This is a genomic window from Microbulbifer maximicatervae (SeqCode), from assembly GCF_056232625.1.
This window is the reverse complement of sequence record NZ_CP174324.1, coordinates 230,093-250,931: the sequence shown is the minus strand read 5'-3', so window position 1 is coordinate 250,931 and position 20,839 is coordinate 230,093. Positions and strand designations below refer to the sequence as shown.

18 protein-coding genes are annotated in these 20,839 nt (G+C 49.4%); 9 read left to right on the top strand and 9 right to left on the bottom strand.

What is annotated here, in order from left to right; genetic code table 11:
* Position 1 precedes the first annotated feature (1 nt).
* Both ACJJI6_RS01095 and ACJJI6_RS01090 read right to left on the bottom strand, forming a co-directional pair.
* Positions 2–1,105, bottom strand: a complete 1,104-nt coding sequence (locus ACJJI6_RS01095) for a hypothetical protein (RefSeq protein WP_475712234.1) — start codon at positions 1,103–1,105, stop codon at positions 2–4.
* A gap of 56 nt (positions 1,106–1,161) precedes the next feature.
* Positions 1,162–1,602, bottom strand: coding sequence for a VOC family protein (locus tag ACJJI6_RS01090; RefSeq protein ID WP_444893272.1), 441 nt, complete (start codon positions 1,600–1,602; stop codon positions 1,162–1,164).
* 75 nt (positions 1,603–1,677) lie between these two features.
* Here ACJJI6_RS01090 and ACJJI6_RS01085 point away from each other — a divergent pair, with 75 nt between their 5' ends.
* Positions 1,678–2,844: a hypothetical protein gene (locus tag ACJJI6_RS01085; protein WP_475712233.1), complete on the top strand. Its 1,167-nt coding sequence runs from the start codon at positions 1,678–1,680 to the stop codon at positions 2,842–2,844.
* Positions 2,845–3,005: 161 nt separating this feature from the next.
* Entirely contained in the window at positions 3,006–3,716 is a 711-nt protein-coding gene (locus ACJJI6_RS01080) for an SIMPL domain-containing protein (RefSeq protein WP_475712232.1), read from the top strand.
* A gap of 183 nt (positions 3,717–3,899) precedes the next feature.
* Here the strand turns inward: ACJJI6_RS01080 and ACJJI6_RS01075 are convergent, their stop codons facing one another.
* A complete protein-coding gene (locus ACJJI6_RS01075) occupies positions 3,900–5,264 on the bottom strand; it encodes a metal-dependent hydrolase family protein (RefSeq protein ID WP_475712231.1) in 1,365 nt (454 codons plus the stop codon).
* 90 nt (positions 5,265–5,354) lie between these two features.
* Between ACJJI6_RS01075 and ACJJI6_RS01070 the strand changes: the two genes are divergently transcribed.
* Positions 5,355–5,966: a glutathione S-transferase family protein gene (locus tag ACJJI6_RS01070; protein ID WP_444897963.1), complete on the top strand. Its 612-nt coding sequence runs from the start codon at positions 5,355–5,357 to the stop codon at positions 5,964–5,966.
* 42 nt (positions 5,967–6,008) lie between these two features.
* Here ACJJI6_RS01070 and ACJJI6_RS01065 read toward each other — a convergent pair whose 3' ends face one another.
* From ACJJI6_RS01065 to ACJJI6_RS01055, 3 genes are all read right to left on the bottom strand, one after another.
* The gene (locus ACJJI6_RS01065) at positions 6,009–8,825 is read right to left on the bottom strand and encodes a M16 family metallopeptidase (protein ID WP_475712230.1); all 2,817 of its coding nucleotides are present in this window, start codon (positions 8,823–8,825) and stop codon (positions 6,009–6,011) included.
* A gap of 218 nt (positions 8,826–9,043) precedes the next feature.
* On the bottom strand, positions 9,044–10,132 hold the full coding sequence (locus ACJJI6_RS01060) for a Glu/Leu/Phe/Val dehydrogenase dimerization domain-containing protein (RefSeq protein WP_413662699.1): 1,089 nt from the start codon (positions 10,130–10,132) through the stop codon (positions 9,044–9,046).
* Positions 10,133–10,378: 246 nt separating this feature from the next.
* Positions 10,379–10,570 (bottom strand): hypothetical protein, encoded by a 192-nt coding sequence (locus tag ACJJI6_RS01055; protein WP_444925458.1) that lies wholly within the window; start codon positions 10,568–10,570, stop codon positions 10,379–10,381.
* An 81-nt stretch (positions 10,571–10,651) separates the two neighbouring features.
* Between ACJJI6_RS01055 and ACJJI6_RS01050 the strand changes: the two genes are divergently transcribed.
* Together ACJJI6_RS01050 and ACJJI6_RS01045 are read left to right on the top strand one after the other, a co-directional pair.
* Positions 10,652–12,619, top strand: a complete 1,968-nt coding sequence (locus tag ACJJI6_RS01050; RefSeq protein ID WP_444925459.1) for a VacB/RNase II family 3'-5' exoribonuclease — start codon at positions 10,652–10,654, stop codon at positions 12,617–12,619.
* 124 nt (positions 12,620–12,743) lie between these two features.
* A complete protein-coding gene (locus tag ACJJI6_RS01045; protein WP_475712229.1) occupies positions 12,744–14,216 on the top strand; it encodes an aminoacyl-histidine dipeptidase in 1,473 nt (490 codons plus the stop codon).
* 280 nt (positions 14,217–14,496) lie between these two features.
* On the opposite strand, the gene ACJJI6_RS01040 is transcribed toward ACJJI6_RS01045, so the two are convergent.
* From ACJJI6_RS01040 to ACJJI6_RS01030, 3 genes are read right to left on the bottom strand one after another with little or no spacing between them, the layout of a single operon-like run.
* Positions 14,497–15,396 carry a polysaccharide deacetylase family protein gene (locus tag ACJJI6_RS01040; RefSeq protein WP_444925461.1) on the bottom strand — a complete coding sequence of 300 codons (900 nt, stop codon included), beginning with the start codon at positions 15,394–15,396 and terminating at the stop codon, positions 14,497–14,499.
* The gene (locus ACJJI6_RS01035) at positions 15,396–16,268 is read right to left on the bottom strand and encodes a GNAT family N-acetyltransferase (protein ID WP_444925462.1); all 873 of its coding nucleotides are present in this window, start codon (positions 16,266–16,268) and stop codon (positions 15,396–15,398) included. Before ACJJI6_RS01035 ends, ACJJI6_RS01040 begins: the two co-directional genes overlap by 1 nt.
* A 31-nt stretch (positions 16,269–16,299) precedes the next feature.
* On the bottom strand, positions 16,300–17,376 hold the full coding sequence (locus ACJJI6_RS01030) for a bile salt hydrolase (RefSeq protein WP_444925463.1): 1,077 nt from the start codon (positions 17,374–17,376) through the stop codon (positions 16,300–16,302).
* Between the two features lie 363 nt (positions 17,377–17,739).
* Here ACJJI6_RS01030 and ACJJI6_RS01025 point away from each other — a divergent pair, with 363 nt between their 5' ends.
* From ACJJI6_RS01025 to ACJJI6_RS01010, 4 genes are all read left to right on the top strand, one after another.
* On the top strand, positions 17,740–18,138 hold the full coding sequence (locus tag ACJJI6_RS01025; protein ID WP_444925464.1) for a VOC family protein: 399 nt from the start codon (positions 17,740–17,742) through the stop codon (positions 18,136–18,138).
* 435 nt (positions 18,139–18,573) lie between these two features.
* A complete protein-coding gene (locus ACJJI6_RS01020; protein ID WP_444925465.1) occupies positions 18,574–19,668 on the top strand; it encodes an alpha/beta hydrolase family protein in 1,095 nt (364 codons plus the stop codon).
* An 89-nt stretch (positions 19,669–19,757) separates the two neighbouring features.
* Complete coding sequence (locus ACJJI6_RS01015) at positions 19,758–20,279, top strand: hypothetical protein (protein ID WP_413662707.1); 522 nt, start codon at positions 19,758–19,760, stop codon at positions 20,277–20,279.
* Between the two features lie 10 nt (positions 20,280–20,289).
* The gene (locus ACJJI6_RS01010) at positions 20,290–20,628 is read left to right on the top strand and encodes a hypothetical protein (protein WP_413662708.1); all 339 of its coding nucleotides are present in this window, start codon (positions 20,290–20,292) and stop codon (positions 20,626–20,628) included.
* The last annotated feature ends 211 nt before the right edge of the window (positions 20,629–20,839 follow it).

Below are 20,839 nucleotides of genomic sequence, written 5' to 3'. Positions count from 1 at the left end.
CCTATGCTGCCCTGACCTGCCCCAACATATGAGGGACATCCTCCGCACCCACCTCAATTAAATGTTCAGCTGCCCGGCCACTTTGCCAAATTTCATAAAAATCATCTGCCACCCGGCGACTGAGATCAACCACCCGCCCCCAGTACTTCAAACGGTCTTCACGGTCGAGCTTGTAGAAATCATTGCGGTCTGGAATTTTTCCATAGGGCAAGGAGGCAACGAATTTGGGCGAAGGAGCCACAACCAGAGTGGATTGCATGGCATCTCCGCGAACCCGTCGCCAAGAGAGCCCTTTATCAAACCAGCCGGGCACCATATAGGGGAAAAAGTGCGGGTAGAGCACTAAGCCCTGGGGGTGGCGGAAGCGCAGATCAAAGTGGTAATCGGTGATACCGCCATCGCGATAATTACCCTGTGGAGCTCCCTCCGGTGTCTGCACCCCTGTCATTACCAAAGGGATACAGCCACTGGCCAGTACAGCAGCACAGGTATTCTGCTCGGTCAGCGGAATATTTTCGGTGCTCAGGTTCTGGAAGTGAATGCCTGCCGACTCTTGCGAATGAAAAACCACCCGCTCCCAAAAAGCGCTCAGGCTGTTGCGAGATACAGCATTTGCCAGTGCCGAGGCGAGTAATGCCGGCGCCAACAGTGCCTTGTTTTCACTGGCCAGTGGCCCCCTGCCCCTGACCGCCACAAAGTGGCTGTGCCAAATGGGATTTTCCACTACCTCGCGCGCACCTTTAGCACCCAACACTGCCTGCAGCATCTTGCGACCGCCGGCAGTAATCTCTTCAGGGGAGGGGTTGTCAGAGTAGGCTTGGTAGATATAGTGATGCTCTAATCGCTCAAGTGCTGACAGCGGCTCTGCCATTGCGTAACACATGTTGCGAAAACTACCGATAGATGACCCCAAGGTGACAATTGGCTCGCTCCGCTCCTTGAAGAACTCCCCCATCAATACCCGATCCAACTGGCTAATCACCAGCCACTTGGGACCGCCGGAAGCGCCGACCAGCGTCGAAAATTGCCTCTGGGACAATCCCTCTTCACGTATGCGCCGCGCAGCCGTCTCTCCGGCCAGTAGAATACAACTGGTATTTTTCACTCACTTTCTCTTTTTCTTGGCCGTCAGAATTTATCTCAGGTTTCAACTATCCCGGACTACCACTCACCCTGATTTTCCATAGACATCCAGGGCTCCTGTGGTGGGAGAGGCTCTCCACTTTGCAGCAACTCTATGGAAATCCCATCTGGGGAGCGAAGAAATGCCATATGGCCGTCTCTCGGGGGTCTGTTGATAACTACTCCCTGATCCATCATGCGTTGGCACACCCCGTAAATATCATTTACCCGATATGCCAGGTGTCCGAAGTTCCGCCCGCCAGTGTAGCTTTCCGGGTCCCAATTGTAAGTGAGTTCCAGTGTCGGGGCCTTATTCTCCCTGGCCGCTTCAAGATCCTCGGGGGCTGCGAGATACACTAGGGTGAAACGCCCTTTATCATAATCATTTCGACTAACGACCTGCAGGCCCAGCTTTTCACAGTAAAACGCCAGAGATTCATCCAGATTGGTTACGCGAACCATGGTGTGTAAGTACTTCACCCTCTACTCCTTCTTGTTGCCAAGCTCTACAATCAGCCCATAACAAATAAATCGGCTTTTTAAAGCTAAACGCATATGTATAAAAAATTCTATCGCGAGTTCCTTCAGGCGCCCAGTGGCAGTCCCTCTTCCATGCTGCACATGGCTTGCCACTCCCACCACTACTGGCCCGATGTTACCCTTGATGCAGTACAGCAGTACTGGCGCGATTCAGCACTTCTGGCCGATGAAAAATGGGGGCCAATTTTTGAGGAGAAGATACCCTCATGGCAAGCGGCGATCGCAAAATCCCTCAACTTGCCCAGGGCAGACTTGATCGCTATAGCCCCAAATACCCATGAACTAGTGTATCGGCTACTGAGTTCATTCGATCCCAGTAAACCATTGCGCATTCTCACTACAGACGGAGAGTTCTACAGTTTTACTCGCCAATTACAACGTCTGGAAGAGCTTCCTCAAGTAGAGGTAACGAGAGTTGCCAAAGAACCCTACGCCACCCTGGCGGAAAGATTTGAGACCGAGCTACATAAAAATGAATACCATCTGGCCTATGCCAGCCTGGTATTTTTTGACTCCGGTGTGGTATTTCCCCGGCTGCTGGAGGTTGCGGCACAGAAACCGCATGACACACAATTCGTTATCGATGGATATCACGGTTTTTTTGCCCGCCCAATCGATCTTTCAACCGTTGCAGACAAGGTTTTTTTTACGGCAGGATCATATAAGTACCTAGGCGCCGGTGAAGGCCTGTGTTTTATGACAATTCCTGCGAACTGTACACTGCGCCCCGTAAATACCGGCTGGTTCGCAGAAATGGCTGAGCTGGAGAATCGCTCGGGAGAAGTCGGATATAGCGACAATTGGCTGCGCTTTGCCGGGGCGACCATGGACTATTCAACACTCTACAAAGCCCTGGCTATTTTCGATTTATTCCATCGCGAAGGCATTACCATCGAGAAAATACACAGCTATGTTCTCAATGCGCAAACCCGATTCCTGAATAGCATGGATAACTCAGACCACCCCATCTTGAATCGCAACAACTTGATTTATCATGATCTGGAAGAAGGTCACGGCCACTTTTTCACATTTGACTGCTCACAACCAGAAATCTCACAGAGGGTTCAGGAAGAGCTCAAGGCTCGAGCAGTTCTGTGTGATCGGCGACAACAGTTTCTCAGGCTGGGATTCGCCATCTATCACGATAAGGATGAAACTTACCAGCAGATTTTTAACTCTTAAAGCTTCAGAGCAAAGAGGACAAAGTGATTTTTACCACCGCCGCTAGAGCATATTTCACACCTAAAAGGCACACCGGCTCAGCTGCGGTTCAGGATTCAATCTATAAAATAATGGCGCCATTTTCGTCGCAACAATCAGCACTCAATGGATAAGGAAGCGTTATGAAAGCAGTAAAAATTTCAGTAATTTCCCTTCTCGCCCTGCTCGCCACCGCCTGTGGTAACGAGCGGGCTCCAGAAGACCGGGGGACGATGGTATCCATCGCTGCACGGGGGGAGGCAAGTCAGGTTCCTGATATCGCAAAAATTTCTGTCGGAGTGGTAACCGAGTCAGAGGACAGCAAACAGGCAATGCGCGATAACGCCAATCTGATGGAGTCTTTAATGGCCGCCATCAAAAAATCGGGTATCAACAAGAAAGATATTCAAACCACAGGCGTTAACCTGTCTCCGCGCTACCAGTACCAGCAAAACAAAAAACCCCGAATCACTGGTTACACCGCGCGAAATACCGTCAGCGTGAAGGTTCGCAAACTGGATGAACTCGGCAAGGTCTTGGACAATCTTACTGCCGCTGGCGCCAACCAGATCAACGGCCCGAGCTTCGAAATTGGTGAACCTGCTCCAGTTCAAGCCAAAGCCCGGGAAAAAGCCCTTGAAGACGCCCAGGAACGTGCAGAAATGTACGCCAAAGCGCTGGGTACAAAAGTGCGTCGCATTGTCAGTATTTCAGAAAATGGCAACGGCGGTATGCCACGCCCCATGTACCGCACTGAAATGGCGGCCATGAAAGATAGTGCTTCCACCCCCATTTCACCGGGAGAAACCACACTTACCGTCAATCTGGATCTGGTATACGAACTCGAGGACTAATACGGAGCAATAGCTACTCACATACGAGGGCAGGAAGGATACACGGCGTTTGAGGCCATTCGGGGCTTGAATATATTCACAGTGCATTTCAATTCTTCCCTACCGCCCCGCAGTAGCTGATGTCTTGCTAACAGTGAAACAGCACATCAGTCTTGCTGTTTCACTGCCATTCTTCTCTACCGGCTAACCGCTGATATCTTGCTCAAGAAACACATCACTTGGCAACTCGCTAGACTCTTTGTAAATAACGCCTTCTTTCATTACAAACAGAACCCGTTGCATTTCCGAAATATCTTCTAGGGGATTTCCAGCCACAGCGATAATATCAGCTATCTTGCCCTCGCTAATGCTGCCCAGCTGATCCTGTACTTGCAGTAGTTGGGCCGCGTTCCAAGTCGCTGAACGCAGTGCATCGGCCGGGCTCATTCCACCCTGTACCATCAGTAAGAATTCACGGGCATTATCCCCGTGACGGGTCACACCGGTATCGGTTCCAAATGCAATTTTCACTCCGCGCTTGTGAGCGCGGCTAAAAGTGTCCTGCATTAAAGGCCCCATAGTCGCGGCTTTCGGGCGCACCAGGTCTGGCAGGAAGCCTTCAATCGCCGATTTTTCTGTCACCCACTCACCAGCCAATAGAGTCGGCACAAACCAGGTGTTGTTACGGCGCATCAGGTCCATCACTTCATTATCCATATAGGTGCCGTGCTCAATGGAGTCCACTCCAGCACGAATTGCGCGAATCATTCCCTCCTTACCGTGGGCATGTACTGCAACTGTGAAACCATAGTCCTTAGCAGCTTCAACAATTGCCTCCAGCTCATCCTGCATAAATTGTGGGTTCTGGCCGCTCTTTGCCACACTCAAGACTCCACCAGTCGCGGTGATCTTGATCAGGTCAGCGCCGTCCTTATAGCGCTGACGAATCGCTTTGCGCGCGCTGATCGGCCCATCAATAACACCATCCACTGGGCCAGGGTTTCCCATCAAGTCCTGCCTGAGCCCATTGGTGGGGTCAGCGTGCCCACCGGTAGTTGCGATTGTCTTTGCCGCCGTATAAATACGCGGACCTTCCACCAGGCCTTTGTTGATTGCATTACGTAAACTCACAGTCACATTGTCGTGATCACCAAGATTTCGAATCGTGGTGAATCCAGCCTGTAGAGTGCGGTGTGCAGCATCCACGCCGCGCAAGGTAAAATCGGCAGTATTCCAGCTGAAAGACTCCATATAAGCACGCGGCCCAAACTCGTAAGTGAGATGGCTGTGCATATCCATCAAACCTGGCAATACCGTATATTCTCTCAAGTCGACTAAGCGCTCTCGATCGCGCTTGGCAAACCCTTTCTGTACCGACTCAACCCGTCCGTCGACAATATGAATGGTGCGGTCTTCCAATAATTTTCCATTACTGCTATCAAATAATTTGCCAGCGTAAATTGCAATGCTCTCAGCACTCGCCTGCAAACTGAAAAGCCCGGCAAATACCGACAAAGTCACGGCGGCTGCGCGGTTGACAAAGTAGCTTCGGTTGGTCTTTGTTGTCATTGTCGTCCCCAGTAGATCTCTTTTAGATTCTCAACGTCCTTTACCAAGATCGCACAATCTACGCAATTACCCAAGCGAGAGGAAGCCTCTATGAAAATCTATGAGTTCGCAGCAGCACCAAACTGTCGACGTGTTCGCATGTTTATGGCAGAAAAGGGGTTAGATGCAGAATATGTCGGAATAGATATTACAAAAGGGGAAAATCTTAGCTCAGAGTTTCGAAGCAAAGATATCAATAAAAAAGTACCCGTAATGGAGCTGGATGACGGCACTTACATTGCGGAATCAGTGGCCATTCAGCGTTATTTTGAGGAACTACACCCAGAGCCACCACTCTTCGGCCGCACCCCCAAGGAAAAAGCACTGGTGGAAATGTGGAATCGCCGTGCCGACTTTAACCTTATGTTTCCTGTCGGGATGTGTTTCCAGCACGTTTCCGGTTTCTTTAAGGACCGGATGAATGTTTACCCCGATTTTGGTGAGGATTCAGGCAAGCGAGCCCTGAAGTTTATGGATACCCTCGACAACCACTTTTCAGACCATGAATACCTGGTTGGTGACTATTTTTCAGTGGCCGATATCAGCATGGTTTGCGGACTGGATTTCGGCAAAGTGCAAAACCTTCGACCCGATCCGTCCAAGCACTCTCACTTAATCAGGTGGCGTGAACAACTTAAAGAGCGCCCCAGTTTTAAAGCCTAAACCCTATTTCCCCGCCCAAACAGGGCGGGGAAATAATTTCAATCAGTCCTTTGCAGGAAGCACCTCAACGGGGCCAATATCCAAGGCTTCAACCTCGCCTTTAATCTTACTCAGATCCCCAACAATCACCCAGGTGAATTGCTCTGGCGCAAGATACTCCTTCGCGGAGGCCTCCACTTTCTCCTTATTCAGTGCTGAAACCCGCTGTGGGTATTCGGCAATATATTCCTCTGGAAGCCCCTTCTCCACCTGCCAATTAATACTGGAAAGCAATTGCCCTTTGGTCTGGAATCGAGCACTTTGCTTCAGGACCTCATCATTTTGGTAGTCCTCAAGCTCTTTTGCAGTAATAGGACGCTCTCCTAAGTATTCCTCATACTCTTTTACCAATTCCTTAATCGCTGGAGCTGTTTTATCAGTTTGCACAGGAGCAAAGAGGATATAAGGACGCTGCCCTTCTGTATCGAGGGAAACCGCGCGGGCACCATAGGACCAATGCTTGTTCTCACGAAGATTCATATTGACCCGGGAAGTGAACTTTCCGGCAATAATATTCGTCATCGCATCAAAAGCTTCAGCTCCCTGCGGCTGCCAAGGCGGCATCAGCAAACCCGCCATGATATAACTCTGTTGTGCGCCGGGGCGGTCAAGCAAATAAACTCGAGCCTTTTCCGGACGGGGCACCTTGGCAACTTCAATTTTGGGAAGCTCTGATTTAGGAGCAGTCCACTTTCCGAGAGTTTCATTCAGCAGAGGCTCTATTTCTTTTTCAGTAACATCGCCCACGATCGTCAGGGTTGCATTATCCGGTCGCACCCAGGTCTTTTGGAAATTAACCAGATCCTCACGGGTTATGGACTTAATACCCTCGGGAGTACCCGATCCCGTCAAGGGAGAGCCATAAGGGTGGTTTTCTCCAAATAGTAGCGGCGGCAGTTCACGCATAGCCAAGCCCTGAGGCTGGGCTTTTTCCTGGGCTATTGCATCCAGGCGATTGGACTTAACCCGCTCCAGGTCGGACTCGGGGAAACGAGGTTCAGTAACCACCTTCTCAAATAGCTCCAGCGATGGCTCCAGCTGCGTCTTAAGGGCACTCATGCTGATATTGTTATAATCAAGGCCGCTACCACCACCAATATTTACACCAAGCTCTTCTGAGCGAGAGCTAAATTCCAGGCTATCCAGATCACCCGCACCTTCGTTCAGCATTTGCGCCGCAACTGAAGCCAGACCCGGCTTATTTTTATCTGCGGAGGCGCCACTGCGAAATTGCAGATTCATCAGTACCACGGGAGTATCGTGGCGTTCGGCCAGAACAACCTTTAATCCATTTTTGAGGGTAAATTCTTTTTGTTTTGGCAGTTCCAGCTCTACATTTTTGTCTACCTCGGGGAGCTTGCTGCGGTCAGCACCCTCCGCCGCTGCCGTATACTTCTGCTTCGGCTCCATAATTAAGGTGTAGGAGTCCTCTTTTAACCACTGCTCAGCCACTTCCTGAACTTCGAGAGCGGATACTTTTGCATAATCCTCCACGCCTTCTATCAAGGCTCCGGGATCGCCGAAATAAAACTCCGACTGGGCAAGAATGTCACTCTTACCACCAAAACCACCGGTTTTTTCCAACCCCTTTACCAGCCCGGCAAACTCACTCTGTTTAACCCGGCGCAGCTCATCCGCATTCACACCATTTTTTGCGAATTGCTTTAATTCTTTATTCAGTAAGTCTTCAACTTTTTCTACAGACTGCCCCGGTTTCACGTCGACAATAATCATCAACTGCCCTGCAAGCTGACGGCCGTAATAAAAAGCGCTGACGCTGGTAGCCACTTGCTCATCACGAACCAAACGGCGGTAAAGAAGAGAGTTTTTTCTATTGGCGAGAAGGGAAGTCATTAATTCCAGCGCGTCTTCCACTTCGCTACCCACTGCGGGCACATTCCAAACCTTGTAAATTCGCGTTTGGGGCACCTGGTCGTAAACCACCTCCCTCTTTTTCACTTGGGTGGGTAGTTCCCAATTCTTAATGCGCGGTTGCACTCCTGTGCTCGGGATATCACCAAAATATTTGCGCACCTTGGCCATCGCATCTTTGACCGTAACATCACCCGCAATTACCAAAACGGCATTAGCGGGCTGATAATGGTCCTCAAACCATTTTTTGACATCTTCAAGACTGGCGTTGTCCAGGTCCTCCATCGAGCCAATCGGCGTCCACGAATAGGGGTGTCCTTTGGGGAAGGTACTCTTGGCAATAATATCGAACGCTTTGCCATAAGGTGCATTCTCCCCCTGGCGTTTTTCATTCTTTACAACACCGCGCTGCTCGTCCAAAACCTCCTGGGTAATTGCACCTTTGAAGTGCCCCATTCGGTCGGACTCCATCCACAGCGCCATATCCAGGGCACCTTTGGGCACAGTGACAAAATAATTGGTGCGGTCATTGCTGGTGGTGCCATTCATATCGGTGGCCCCAGAGCGCTGGAAGGGTTCGAAATATTCCCCTGGGAAGTTTTCGCTACCGTTAAACATCAAGTGCTCAAATAAATGAGCAAATCCGGTTTTACCTGGCGGCTCGTCCTTAGAGCCTACTTTGTACCAAAGATTGGTAGATACAACGGGGGCTTTGTGGTCTTCATGCACAATCACCGTCAGGCCATTGGGCAATACTTCCTTATGGAAAGGAATCTCCAACTTGGGTGGCGGGACATACGCCTCTTTATCGGATGCAGCAGCCTTACTACTGGCTGCTGCTTCCTTATCCACCGAAAGCGCATGAGGCGTATCATCGGTAGACTTTCCGCAAGCGGTAAGGCCAGTAATAGCGATGGCAACGCTGATAAGTAGCGGACGCAAGTCCATATTGTCACTCCCTTTTAAAAAACCGCAATTTCAGGATGGCAAGTTTAGGCCAGCTTTCCTCCAGAGTGTCAGCAAAACCTTTTACCAACCGCAATTTAGCAAATATTCCAGGCAAAAAAATGGGCACCGAAGTGCCCAAATCAATACATCACAGAGAGAAGCGAGATGACAATCGCCCAAGGAATCAGGTCACCAGCTCTACTCCTGCGCTGAAAACATTACGCTGCCACAGTACCAGACTTGTCTTCGGCCTCGCCTACAACCGTATGGTGACCAAAGCGCTCCTCGGCAACCCGGTCCGCTACGTGAGCGGTGGTCTGGCCGGTTTCATCGGCACGCTCGAACACTTCTTTCATAGTGTTGCCAATCTCTTCGATATGAGCGCGCACTTCTGCAGCGTCGTAATCGCCTTTCTGCTGGTAATAAACATCGATAATACCGCCAGCATTAATGACATAGTCCGGTGCGTACAAAATACCTTTCTCGCGAAGCACTTCAGCATGGCGCTCTTCCGCCAACTGGTTATTGGCCGCGCCAGCGATCGCCTGAACCTTCAAACGGCTGATGGTGTCATCGTTGAGAATTGCACCCATCGCACAGGGGGCAAACAGATCTACGTCCAGGTCAAAGATTTCGTCGGCAGTTACGGCTATGGCACCAAGCTCTGTAACTGCACGATCGATATTGTCTTGGAAAATATCGGTGACAAACAGTTCCGCACCGGCATCCTTCAATAGTTTACCCAGGCGGAAACCGACGTTGCCCACGCCTTGAATAGAGACTTTTAAGCCGGTCAGGTCAGTCTTGCCCCAGCGGTGTTCTACCGCAGCTTTCAGGCCAACAAACACACCGTAAGCAGTCGAAGGGGAAGGATCACCACCATACTCGGAGCCCGCGAACAGGCCGGAGACAAACTCGGTTGTCTCACCGATAACACTCATATCCGCCACGCTAGTGCCAGAATCTTCAGCAGTGATATAACGGCCGCCCAAGGTATTAATAAATTCACCCATAGCGCGCAGTAACTCAGGAGTCTTTTCCTTGCGCGGGTCACCAATAATTACGGACTTGCCACCGCCCAGCTTGAGGCCGGCCATTGCGGACTTGTAAGTCATACCCCGGGAAAGACGGAGAACATCATTCAGGGCCTCGCCATCGTCGGCGTAGGGCCACATACGGCAGCCACCCAGTGAGGGACCCAAATTCGTATTGTGTACCGCGATAATGGCCTTCAAGCCACTCTTTGCATCTTGGTAAAACGCCACTTGTTCGTGTTTATCGTAGGCGGAATGGGAAAAAATACTCATTAACTGTTCCTCTCCGGAAGGCCGGTTCTACAGCTGGGGAACAACCACAGCCCTTATCTGTTTTTATCTGGAATAAGATTATATCCAGCTCCCACAGACAAAGTTTGCATATTTTGCACACATGAGCATTAGAATAGCTAAAACATCACACCAAAATATCATTTTTAGGATATTCGTTTGCCCCAGAATAACTTGGGCCGCCCAGTCATTAATCTAGGCGGCTAGCTCTACGCTCTTATTTCTCCATTAATTGGCATTGAATACCGGGCCCTCTCCTACCGCTGGCGGCTCTCTTATAAATTTCCTATAACTGCCCCTCAAGAGAACACGATTCCTGTATAAATCTTCTGGCAAAGAACCTCCTTTTGAAGCCTTCCTTAATATGCCCACTTTTTCAAAAATTTTTGAAAACCTCACAACACTGACAACTAAGATCATTTCCACCGCCTAAGCGCGTTACATCCTCTGCGCATGGTCTGGTAGAATCCGCGCCCAAATCGACCCATAGAGATAAACTCGATGCTGAATGCCGACGCTCTAAAACAACTTTCGCAACTGAAAACAGATATTCGCTCCAGTAAGGAGTTTGCCGAAGGCCGGGTTCGCGGCAGTAACGGCAAGTTTGGCTTCGTTGAGTTGGATGACGGGAGGGAAGCCTTCCTGCCTCCCAATGAAATGGAGCGTGTATTTCCCGGTGACCGGGTTCGAGTAAGTCTCTCCGAAGAGAACAAGGGTAAACTCGCAGCAGAACTCGATGCATTGATCGACAGCCAGCTCGACTACCTTGTTGGCCAGTATGTACAGCGCGGCCAGGGCCACTTTATCCAGCCCACGCAAAATGGCCTGTCCCGCTGGATTTTTCTCCCTCCCAAGGCTCGCGGCAAGGCCCAGCCGGGAGAGTTTATTGCCTGCAAAGTAAACCGCCATCCATTTAAAGACGGCAGAGCCCAGGCCAAGGTGGAGACCGTTATCGGCAAGCCCGATATGCCCGGTATCGAACACGCCTATGTTGTCGCCCAATTCAAGCTGCCTGAGCAATTTGGTGCCGCTGCACAAAAGCAGGCGGACACAATTGCGGAGAAACTGACAACAGTTACCGGTGAGCGCACCGAACTTTCCGAGCTGGGCTTCGCAACTATCGATGCAGAAACCACTCGCGATATGGACGACGCTCTGGCCGTAAGCAGCCGTGACGGGGGCTGGACCCTGCACATTGCTATAGCAGACCCATCATCCCTAATTGATGAGAACAGCCCCCTGGATAAAGAGGCGTTTAATCGGGCCCACAGCCAGTATTTACCGGGCGAAACCCTACCCATGTTGCCGCGCAACCTGTGTGAGAACCTGTTCTCCCTGGTTCCCGGCGAGCTGCGCCCCGCCCTGGTTATCCATGTCGATATCGATAGCGATGGCACCATTGGCAATAGCCGCTATGAATTTGCCGCTATTCGCTCCCAGCACAAACTGAGCTATGAACAAGTCAGCCGCTTTATTGAGGGTGACGACTCCGCCGTGCCCCAGGAGCAACAGGACAGTCTGCGTAATTTGGCGACGATCTACGAAGCGCGGGCCGCATACCGTGCCAGCCACTCACTGGCAATGGAAGATCGCCCGGACTATGAAATCCGCTTGAACGATCAGCGCAAGATCGAGCGTATCGAAAAACAGGAACGCAATATCGCTCAGCGAATGGTCGAGGAAGCCATGCTCGCTACCAATATCAGCATGGGTGGCAAACTCGCCGAGATTGAGCAGGGCTGCTTCTCTGTTCACTTGGGCTTCCGCGAAGAGCGCATGGGGGAAGTTCGCAGCCTGCTGAAAGAACTGCTGCCTGAGCATGCAGAGGCCGATCTGGGGCAACTGGAGCATTACCTTGCACTGGTTAAGTACCTGGAAAACCATGAAGAGCCGCAGATGAACAACCTGCTCGCCGTGCTCAAGCGTATGCTGCGCCCGGGCCAGCTCGATAACAAGGTAGGGGCTCACCTGGGACTGGGCCTCGAGGCCTACGCCACCGTCACCTCTCCAATTCGCAAGTACAACGACCTGCACAACCACCGCGTTCTGCGCGCTGCTGCGCAGGGAGAGAAAGCCTCCACACTGGCCGATGATAAAATTGAATCCCTGCAGGAAAGCCTGATTCGCGGTCGCCAGGCCAACCGAGCCCTGGAGCAATGGCTCTACGCTCAATTTATCGAGAAGAAAGTTGGCCAGGAATTTACAGGGAAAATTACCCTGGTAAACGGCGCAGGCATCGGCGTGCGACTCGACGACTTTGGTATTGACGGCTTTGTGCGCATGAATGGCGATAAGAAGAATCTGCCCGCCTTCGATGGCAAGCACCTGGTTCTTACGCACAATGAAAAACGCTTCCACCTAGAACAGGAAGTTTCAGTTAAAGTAGCGTCTGTCGATGTAGACAAACGACGCATCGCCTTTGAACTGAACGCTGAAAAATCTGAGGCTGCCGACGCGGCTCAAAAATAAACTCCTGCACATTTACCCAAGCCCGGCGCTCGCCGGGCTTTCCTGCCGGGGGCCAAAGCCCACCGCCTTTGATCGGCCAGCTAGCTTATAGCTCCGGCAACAATAGAATAAATCGAGGCCACTCATGAGCAATATTGCTGAATTGAACCCAACTCCACTGTGGGCACACTTTTCCAAGCTCTGTGAAATTCCACGCCCATCCAAGCATGAAGACCGCGTAGTGGAGCATATCGTTAACTTCGCTAAAGCACGCGGCCTAGGCGTTCAGCTGGATGAAATCGGCAATATTGTTATCAAGAAGCCGGCCACTCCAGGTATGGAAAACCGTAAGACACTGGCCCTGCAGAGCCATGTGGATATGGTGCCGCAGAAGAATGCCGACACTGAGCATGACTTTCTCACCGACTCAATCAAACCCTACGTGGATGGTGACTGGGTAACTGCGGAAGGCACCACGCTCGGCGCAGACAATGGTATTGGTGTTGCCGCAATCCTGGCCCTGATGGAATCTACTGATATCCCCCACCCCGCCTTGGAAGCTCTGCTGACAATTGACGAAGAAGCGGGCATGACCGGCGCCAAGAATCTTAAGCCTGGCTATTTTGAAGCTGACCTGCTCCTCAACCTGGATACTGAAGATGAAGGCGAGCTGTATATCGGCTGTGCCGGCGGTGTCGACGTCAATGTCAGCCTGCCCTATACGCCAGAAGCGGTCCTGCCCGGTGCCGAAGCAGTAAAACTCTCTGTTCGCGGCCTCCGTGGCGGGCATTCAGGCTTGGATATCGACAAAGGCCGAGGCAATGCCAACAAGATCACAAACCGCATTATCCACGCCATTCTAGCCCAGGTCCCCGAGCTGCGTATTGCCAACCTGGATGGCGGCAGCCTGCGCAATGCGATTCCCCGCGAATCCTTCACAACCCTGGTCGTGCCTTCAGTAGCGGTCGATAAAGTACAGGAAATTGTAAAAAGCGAAAGCGCTCAAATTGCCCGTGAACTGGACAATGAAGCGGCACTGGACATCACCCTGGAAGCTACCGAAACTCCAGCCAACACCCTAGACGCAGATAGCCAATTGACCCTTATTCGCGCAATCCGCTGCTGTCCCAATGGTGTTGAGCGAATGAGCACTGCTCTCGAAGGCATTGCTGAATCATCCAACAACCTGGCCCGTGTTGTAACAATGGAGGAGAACGGTGAGCATCGAGTAAAAATCCAATGTCTTGTACGCAGCCTCTCTGACAGCGCCCGCGACCAACACGGCCTCAATGTCGCCGCCACCTTCCAGCTGGCAGGTGCGGAAACGACACTGGACAACGACTACCCTGGCTGGACACCAAATCCCGATTCACCGCTGTTGGCGATGATGAAGGATGTCTATAAAGAAATGACTGGCGAGGAAGCTGAAGTAAAAGTTATTCACGCCGGCCTGGAGTGCGGATTGCTGGCCAAACCCTACCCCAACTGGGATATGGTTTCCTTTGGCCCAACCATTCGCCGCGCTCACTCTCCTGAAGAGAAGGTACATATCCAGAGTGTCGCCAATTTCTGGGATTACTTTATTAAAGTGGTCCAGGCAATTCCCACTCGCGACTAACCGCCCGACCGGGCCTCGGGTTGCTCCAAGGCCCCACACTTTGCCTTCCCTCTCCACCCTCCAATTACTACACCCAACGTATCAATCACACTAAAAACTGCTTTCTAGCTATTGTTAGAAAGCCACTGGGCTATTTTAATATTTCTTAACTCCGCAGGTGGTCGGGGGAAGTTGCAAAAGCCTCAGAGCAGAAACGGCTGCTATAAAAGAAGAAAACTTACGGGGATACAGAAGGCCTAAATTTTCCGCACACAAGCAATCTGGAAAGGTACCGCCCAAGTTATCTAGCGATAGAGAAATTGGAGATCCAATGCTGTGCTACCTCATTGCGGCGACAAAGCCAAATGGGTTCAAATCGCTGGATATATTTTAAGAAACGATAAACTCCAGCTGCCCTGGCAGGGTGGCCGCTGACTCGCCCATGCAGTCCGACACTCATCAACTTAGGACTCACGCTCCCTTCCCGCCAAAGCTGATCGAAAGCACCTTTTAGCAATAAAAAGAAATCATCGGCAGTCGTGCACCCGCTGGGCAGCAGGTACTGAATATCGTTATTCACCAAGGTGTAGGGAATCACCAACAATGAATCTGATTTCTGTTCCCAAAATGGTAAATCATCACTGTAGGAATCTGACGTATACAGTAATCCATCAATTTCCCGTACCAATGATCTAGTATGGGAGCTTACCCGACCTGTATACCACCCAAACGGAGGCCTAGCAGTTAACTGCTCGATTATCTTAACAGTGAGCTGAATATCATGTTTTTCTCGACTCTTAGGAGTATCTTTATAATCAATCCACCGGTATCCATGGCCAGCAATCTCATGCCCCAGTTCGACCAGGGCCAGCGCTAAATTCGGATTAAGCTCTAACGCCTGACCGGTAGCAAAAACTGTTAAAGGCACGCTGCAAGTATTAAAGATATCGAGAAGCCGCCAGACACCAGCGCGCGAACCATACTCATACATACTCTCTACACTGAAATCCCGCCCCCCAACCCGTGTGGGCCTGCCAGGAAGTTCATGCAGGTATGATTCAGATTGGGTATCGCCGTTTAGCTTGGTAGATTCTGACCCCTCCTCTAAATTCAAGACAAACTGAATTGCAATGCGGGCCTGATCAGGCCAGCGGGGATGAGGCGGACGCCCAGCGTAACCCTCCAGATTTCTCTTGTGCATCAACCCAGCTCAAATGTCGTTACACCAAAAATTCGATCCCGCGCAATATCCGGCATTGGTCCCAGGTACATTCTTGCGCAGCCAAAAACCTCCTCCATTCCATAGTGCTTGGCCAGCGACATAGCCGCAGGATTATTTTCCGGCACATCCAGAAAGATAGGTCCATCATCTGCAAATGAGACCAATCGCTTCAGCAACGTATCTGCCACTTTATAGCTATTTGCAAACAGAGGACCGACTTTACATCCATTGCGGCAACGCCTGATTACACCATAGCCACAAAGACTTCCAAATTGGACATAGCCCAAACTCAGAGCCTCTGGCTGGGAAATCCATGCTTTCAGAAATACCCGTCTACTTGCGGGAAAGCAGGTCCTGTCGTAAGCAATTATTTGATCCAAAGAAACTTCACTAAGCGGGATAATTTCATCAGGACATTGAGCACTCACACCCTCAAAAGCAGAAAGTTCGACTCGATAACGGAGATTCCGATGGGAGAAGTTAAAACCGCCGCGGGCATAGTAATCCTGCATCGCAAATACTCCATCCATACCGATGCTTGCATCAGGCCTCAACCGGGTTTTTAAGCGGTCCCGTCGGATATACCAAAGCCTGTTACCAAACCCATGACCTCTGAATTCAGGCCTAACGATAAAGAATCCCATAAAACCGAAATCATCACCGTACGCAGTAATTGCCCCTCCTCCGATCAAGTCACCCCGAACTTCCGCCGCAATGTAAGCTTCTGGATCTGTTTTCCAGAAAATTTCTGCATCGTGCAACCCCGGATTCCAGCCTTCAAGTGCAGCCCAGTCAACCAGTAAATCCACTTCTTTACGTGTCATCTCCCGAACAGTAAATGATTCATGCATTGACTTAGACTCTTCTCGTTATCGTATTTATTCAGCTACCTGGAGCGAGGAACTTAAAGGGTTCTGAAGGACTCAACTTAGATGCCACTTCCCCACCAGTATCCATTGGAGTATCTAATTTCATTGTCATTACTTTAGATCCCGGCTCAATAGCAACACTATCCATATCCAGCCAAATTACTGATGGATTAATAACAGAGTCGAAATAGTAGCGGCTACTTTTTTGATCAATAACCGACCGCCACAATGTTGAGGCTATATTGGGTTTATCTGGATCATCCATTCCCAGCGGCACGCTGACAGCACGAATTTGGGAGAATGCGGATGCTAATGCATCGCGATACTTTTTATATTCTGGTGATGTTTTTAAAGCATAACTCGCCCGTACAAACCTGTCCGCCGCACTAATTGTACCCGGTAGAAAGTTTTGGCCTCCAATTGAATTCCAATAGGAATTGATTGCCAGTTGCTGATCATAAGGAGGAGAATTAGTCATTACCGTAAACTGCTTACCGTGATGGATCTTTAGCACACCATCAAGATATTCAAAAATAGCGGAATCACCACTGGGGTCTGAAATTGCAATATGTGTACTTGCCGGTCTCCCATTGGGAAGATCTGCGCCAACCACAGTGAATGGGTCACTCTTTAACCCCTTTACCGCAGCATCAACCGTTGCGTAGTTATCCAAGATGTATTGCAACCAGGCCCCAACAGAGATAGTCGGCTTATCCCTATCGGCAGCACTCCCATAATCTGCCTCAGCCAAGTATAAAAGGTTGCCTACGAGGCCCTTTTCATTGAGCCCATCAGTTGTAGCCGCATCGTAAATACTGATAACAATTGAGCCAAACTTCGAAGTCCAAGTAATAGATTTTGGGCCCAAGCCACCATTGCGCTCCATCCCCTGAGGGAAAACCCAAAATGCCATAGCTGCATCGGTATCACTCCAGTCCATGCTACGGGCAGTAATATAGGTCTTATCACCAGTTTCATAGAGTATTCGGGTACAAGCAATCGAAGACCTGGGCTCGAGTAGGCACAGCACTACAACAACAAAAACCATAACGGAGTTTATAGCTTTAGAAAAAAATGAAATCCTTTTCACTTTGCCAACCATCCCTCGAAATCATTAATTAATATACTGATCGTTTACAGTCACTATAATCGGCTATAAACAATAGAAAGTCCGGTTTCCATCATAGATGGCCAACAATGGTGAGACTGTCTTTCATTCCAATACTTGGCAACCTTGGCGTAAAGGTCCAGAAACTGACACCGCTTTCAACAAGTACAGTTCAAATATCTTGTAACTTCAGTAAACTTTTACAGCTAACCAACTTCACGCTAAAAGCATTCATTTTGGTATAGGCTACTCAAATAAAAACTATTTGAAAACTGTACACCTATTAACCAAAAAGAAATAATCCCTCTTATCGAAGTAGCAATAAGGCCAATCACGGAGCCCCTAATGAACTCAATTGGCAGACTGGTAATCCTAGTCAACAACTATGAAGAAGCTATTGCCTTTTATCGTGACAAATTGGGGTTTGAAGTATTTATTGACTCTCAAGCAGCACCGCATCGATTTGTTCATATTCGACTTCCGGCACAAAAAGATATGGGTATATGGCTTCTTCAGGCAACTTCTGAAAACCAGCAAAAGAAAGTGGGAGCACAAACTGCAGGGCAGCCTTGTGCCGTTATTTATACAGATAATTTTGACAGAGAGTATAAAAAACTTGCAAAAAATGGCGTTCACTTCAGCAAGCCACCTACTTCTGAAGGGGGTGCAGAGTTTGCCCACTTTGAAGATCTCTACGGCAACGAATTTATTTTAGTTGAACTACAAAAAGAAACCGTAGAGTAAATTTTAACCTGTCGCTTCTGATACTCCCATAGAGTGCGGTGTAAGCAGCAACAGATCTTCACCTTCGCTAGTCTACCCCCTTAACCACGATGAAATAACTTCCGACAAGTAATTTAAGAAAAGAACCACGAAGCGGCTTTTGCTCTCCCAATCAATAAATCTTTTTCTTTTCTATATTTACATCTCGTTTTGTATCACATATAAATCGAGTAACATTCAGTTGACATGCACCTATATCCAATGTCCTTCGGTTAGTATAGAGCTGGCCATCGCACAAAATTTCACCACTGAGATACACCGCAGCTAGCTACTGGCTAGCGTACTTATATATGGAAATACTCACTTACTGAAACGATTTTCACACAGAAAAAACAAAGGCAGGAGCAAACCTTGGCAGAAGGTTATATCTCCAGAATAGAGCCAATTGGAATAACAATGAGAAGAAGCTTAATTATGCTGGTGCCTGGATTGACACGAGTCACCAGCACCGCCCAACTGTCAGAGTTCACCGAGGGAATGATCGCAGCCAGTGAGCGTATGCCTCTCACTCAGATTTCTGATCCTACCGTCCCTGCCGGCATCAACCGCCTGAGGGTCAACGATAAACAGGAGCTTGACCTGGTTGAAGCTTACTGGAACGACTTGGTTCCCAGTATCACGCAGCAGAGCCTGAAAGTCCGCTTAGCCCGAGGCTTCTCCCTAATCTGGTTCTGGCTGGCCAACCTCCATATTTGGAAAGGAGTGCTTAAACGAAAGTACCTGACATTTGGTCTAACCCTTTCAGCATTAGCCTTTATTGTTTGGTACATAGGTACCATTATCTTATTTGTCGAAGCTGTTGAGCCCTCCAGCGACAGTCCGTTTTATCCCGCAGTACAACAGCTCAAGCAAGGTGTTGAGTATATAGGAGGCTGGCGGATCTGGCTGATTGCTACTGCCGTTGTTGCCGTTATGCCGGTTGCCTTACTAGTAGATATTTCTGACTTTTGTAAGCGCTATCTCACCAATGAGCCGGCGGCCAAGGGCAAGCCTGCAGTCCGCTTTGAGATTATCCGACGGGTCAGAGAACAGCTCGAAAACAGTATTAAACTATACGACTACGATTCCGTAACTATTGTCGGACATAGTTTTGGCAGTGTCGTTACTGTAGACCTTTTTGCCGATCTTCCGCCAATCGGTAAACCAATCCGTATCCTAACAATGGGGTCCCTAATCGAAGTTCTGGGTAAGCAAGCTCCTTGGCTGCAGAATGAAGTAGAGCAACTGTCACAAAGAAAAGATCTAATCGAGTGGATTGATATCAAGTCTCACTCAGACTGGTTTGCCAGTGGTTCTGCGGTCCCAGCACGTCACCACTGTTATGAGAGAATTATCGGGTCTTACGGTACTTTTCCGGACAAACTGGCAGCTCGAGTTCACTCCCGATATTTCGATAATCAGGAGGCTGTTCGCTTACTGCTGACTTACTTTGAAAAGGAAAATGATCCCAGTATTTCGCCGACCTCGCATGAGATTTTGGAACCGGTATAAATGGGTACCCAGACGAAAAAATTGGAAAGAACTGTATATCTCTCAGCCACCCTTTAGGCGGCTGAAAAGAGCCGAATTGAACTATTAAAATGAAAATTAAAGGGGGAGTTGTCATGATAAGGCAGCCAATAGCAATCTTTGCAGTTTTAGCCTTTCTTACCATTCTAGTTAGCGGATGCTCACAAATGGCGCCGCGCTATGATGCCGCGCTATACTCAGATTTAACCACTGTCAATGTAGAGATAATGGAATTTTTCTCTTCAGTTTCCAGTGGAACTAACAAAGATTCTTACTCAAAAAGAGATGAGAGATACCATGCATTGATCGGCAAAGTAGATGCGCTGGCTATGCAATCGAAAACCCGCCCTGCGCCTGAAAGTAAACTACTCAAAAAGATTAACAACTATTTGGAATCTTCTGGCAGGAATATTAGCTTTGAGCGGGAACCCCCCAGTGTTGCGTCACTGGAGAAAATTTCAGAGAGTTTGAACATGATGCGCACGGTAGATGAAGATAAGGGCCTAAACGCAACCGCTGTTTCTCTATTCAAAAATGAAATTGTTGTTTCCATGGACCAAGCACTCACCTATGAGTCTTTTCTGAATCGCTGAGGAAATTACTATGTCTATTGACGTTAACCAACTCGTTGCCGATATCAAAGGGGCAGCTTCTGCGGTAATCAACAGTGATATTTCTGAACTCAGGGGATTTTCCGAGCGCCAGTTATCCGCAATGGCTCAGCAAACAAAAATGATTGCTAAAGCAATTGCATCTGATGAAATATCTGGCGACCTGCAAGATTACTTTCTCGACTCCCTGGAGGATATGGCCAAGAACTTCGCCAACACTTTACGTGGACTCCTGTTAGTCACCATTGAGAAAGTCTGGAATGCAGTTCTGGGAGTTCTTTGGGGAACAATTGAAGCTTGCACCGGCATTTCCTTGAAAGCTGCTATCTGATTTCTGTTTAAATTGGGCTGGGGTAACTCAGCCCTCCCCCCTACACTCAATCAAGATTACTCACCGGATCACCCCCACTACTAAGGACACTATTCAGTCAGTCTGAAACAGCTCATGTTTCTGGCTCTCAGGATTTATTGAGCATTCACCAACGGGTAAAAAGAGTTTAACCCCCCTGTAAAGAATTATTCATCAAGACGCGTCAATGTAC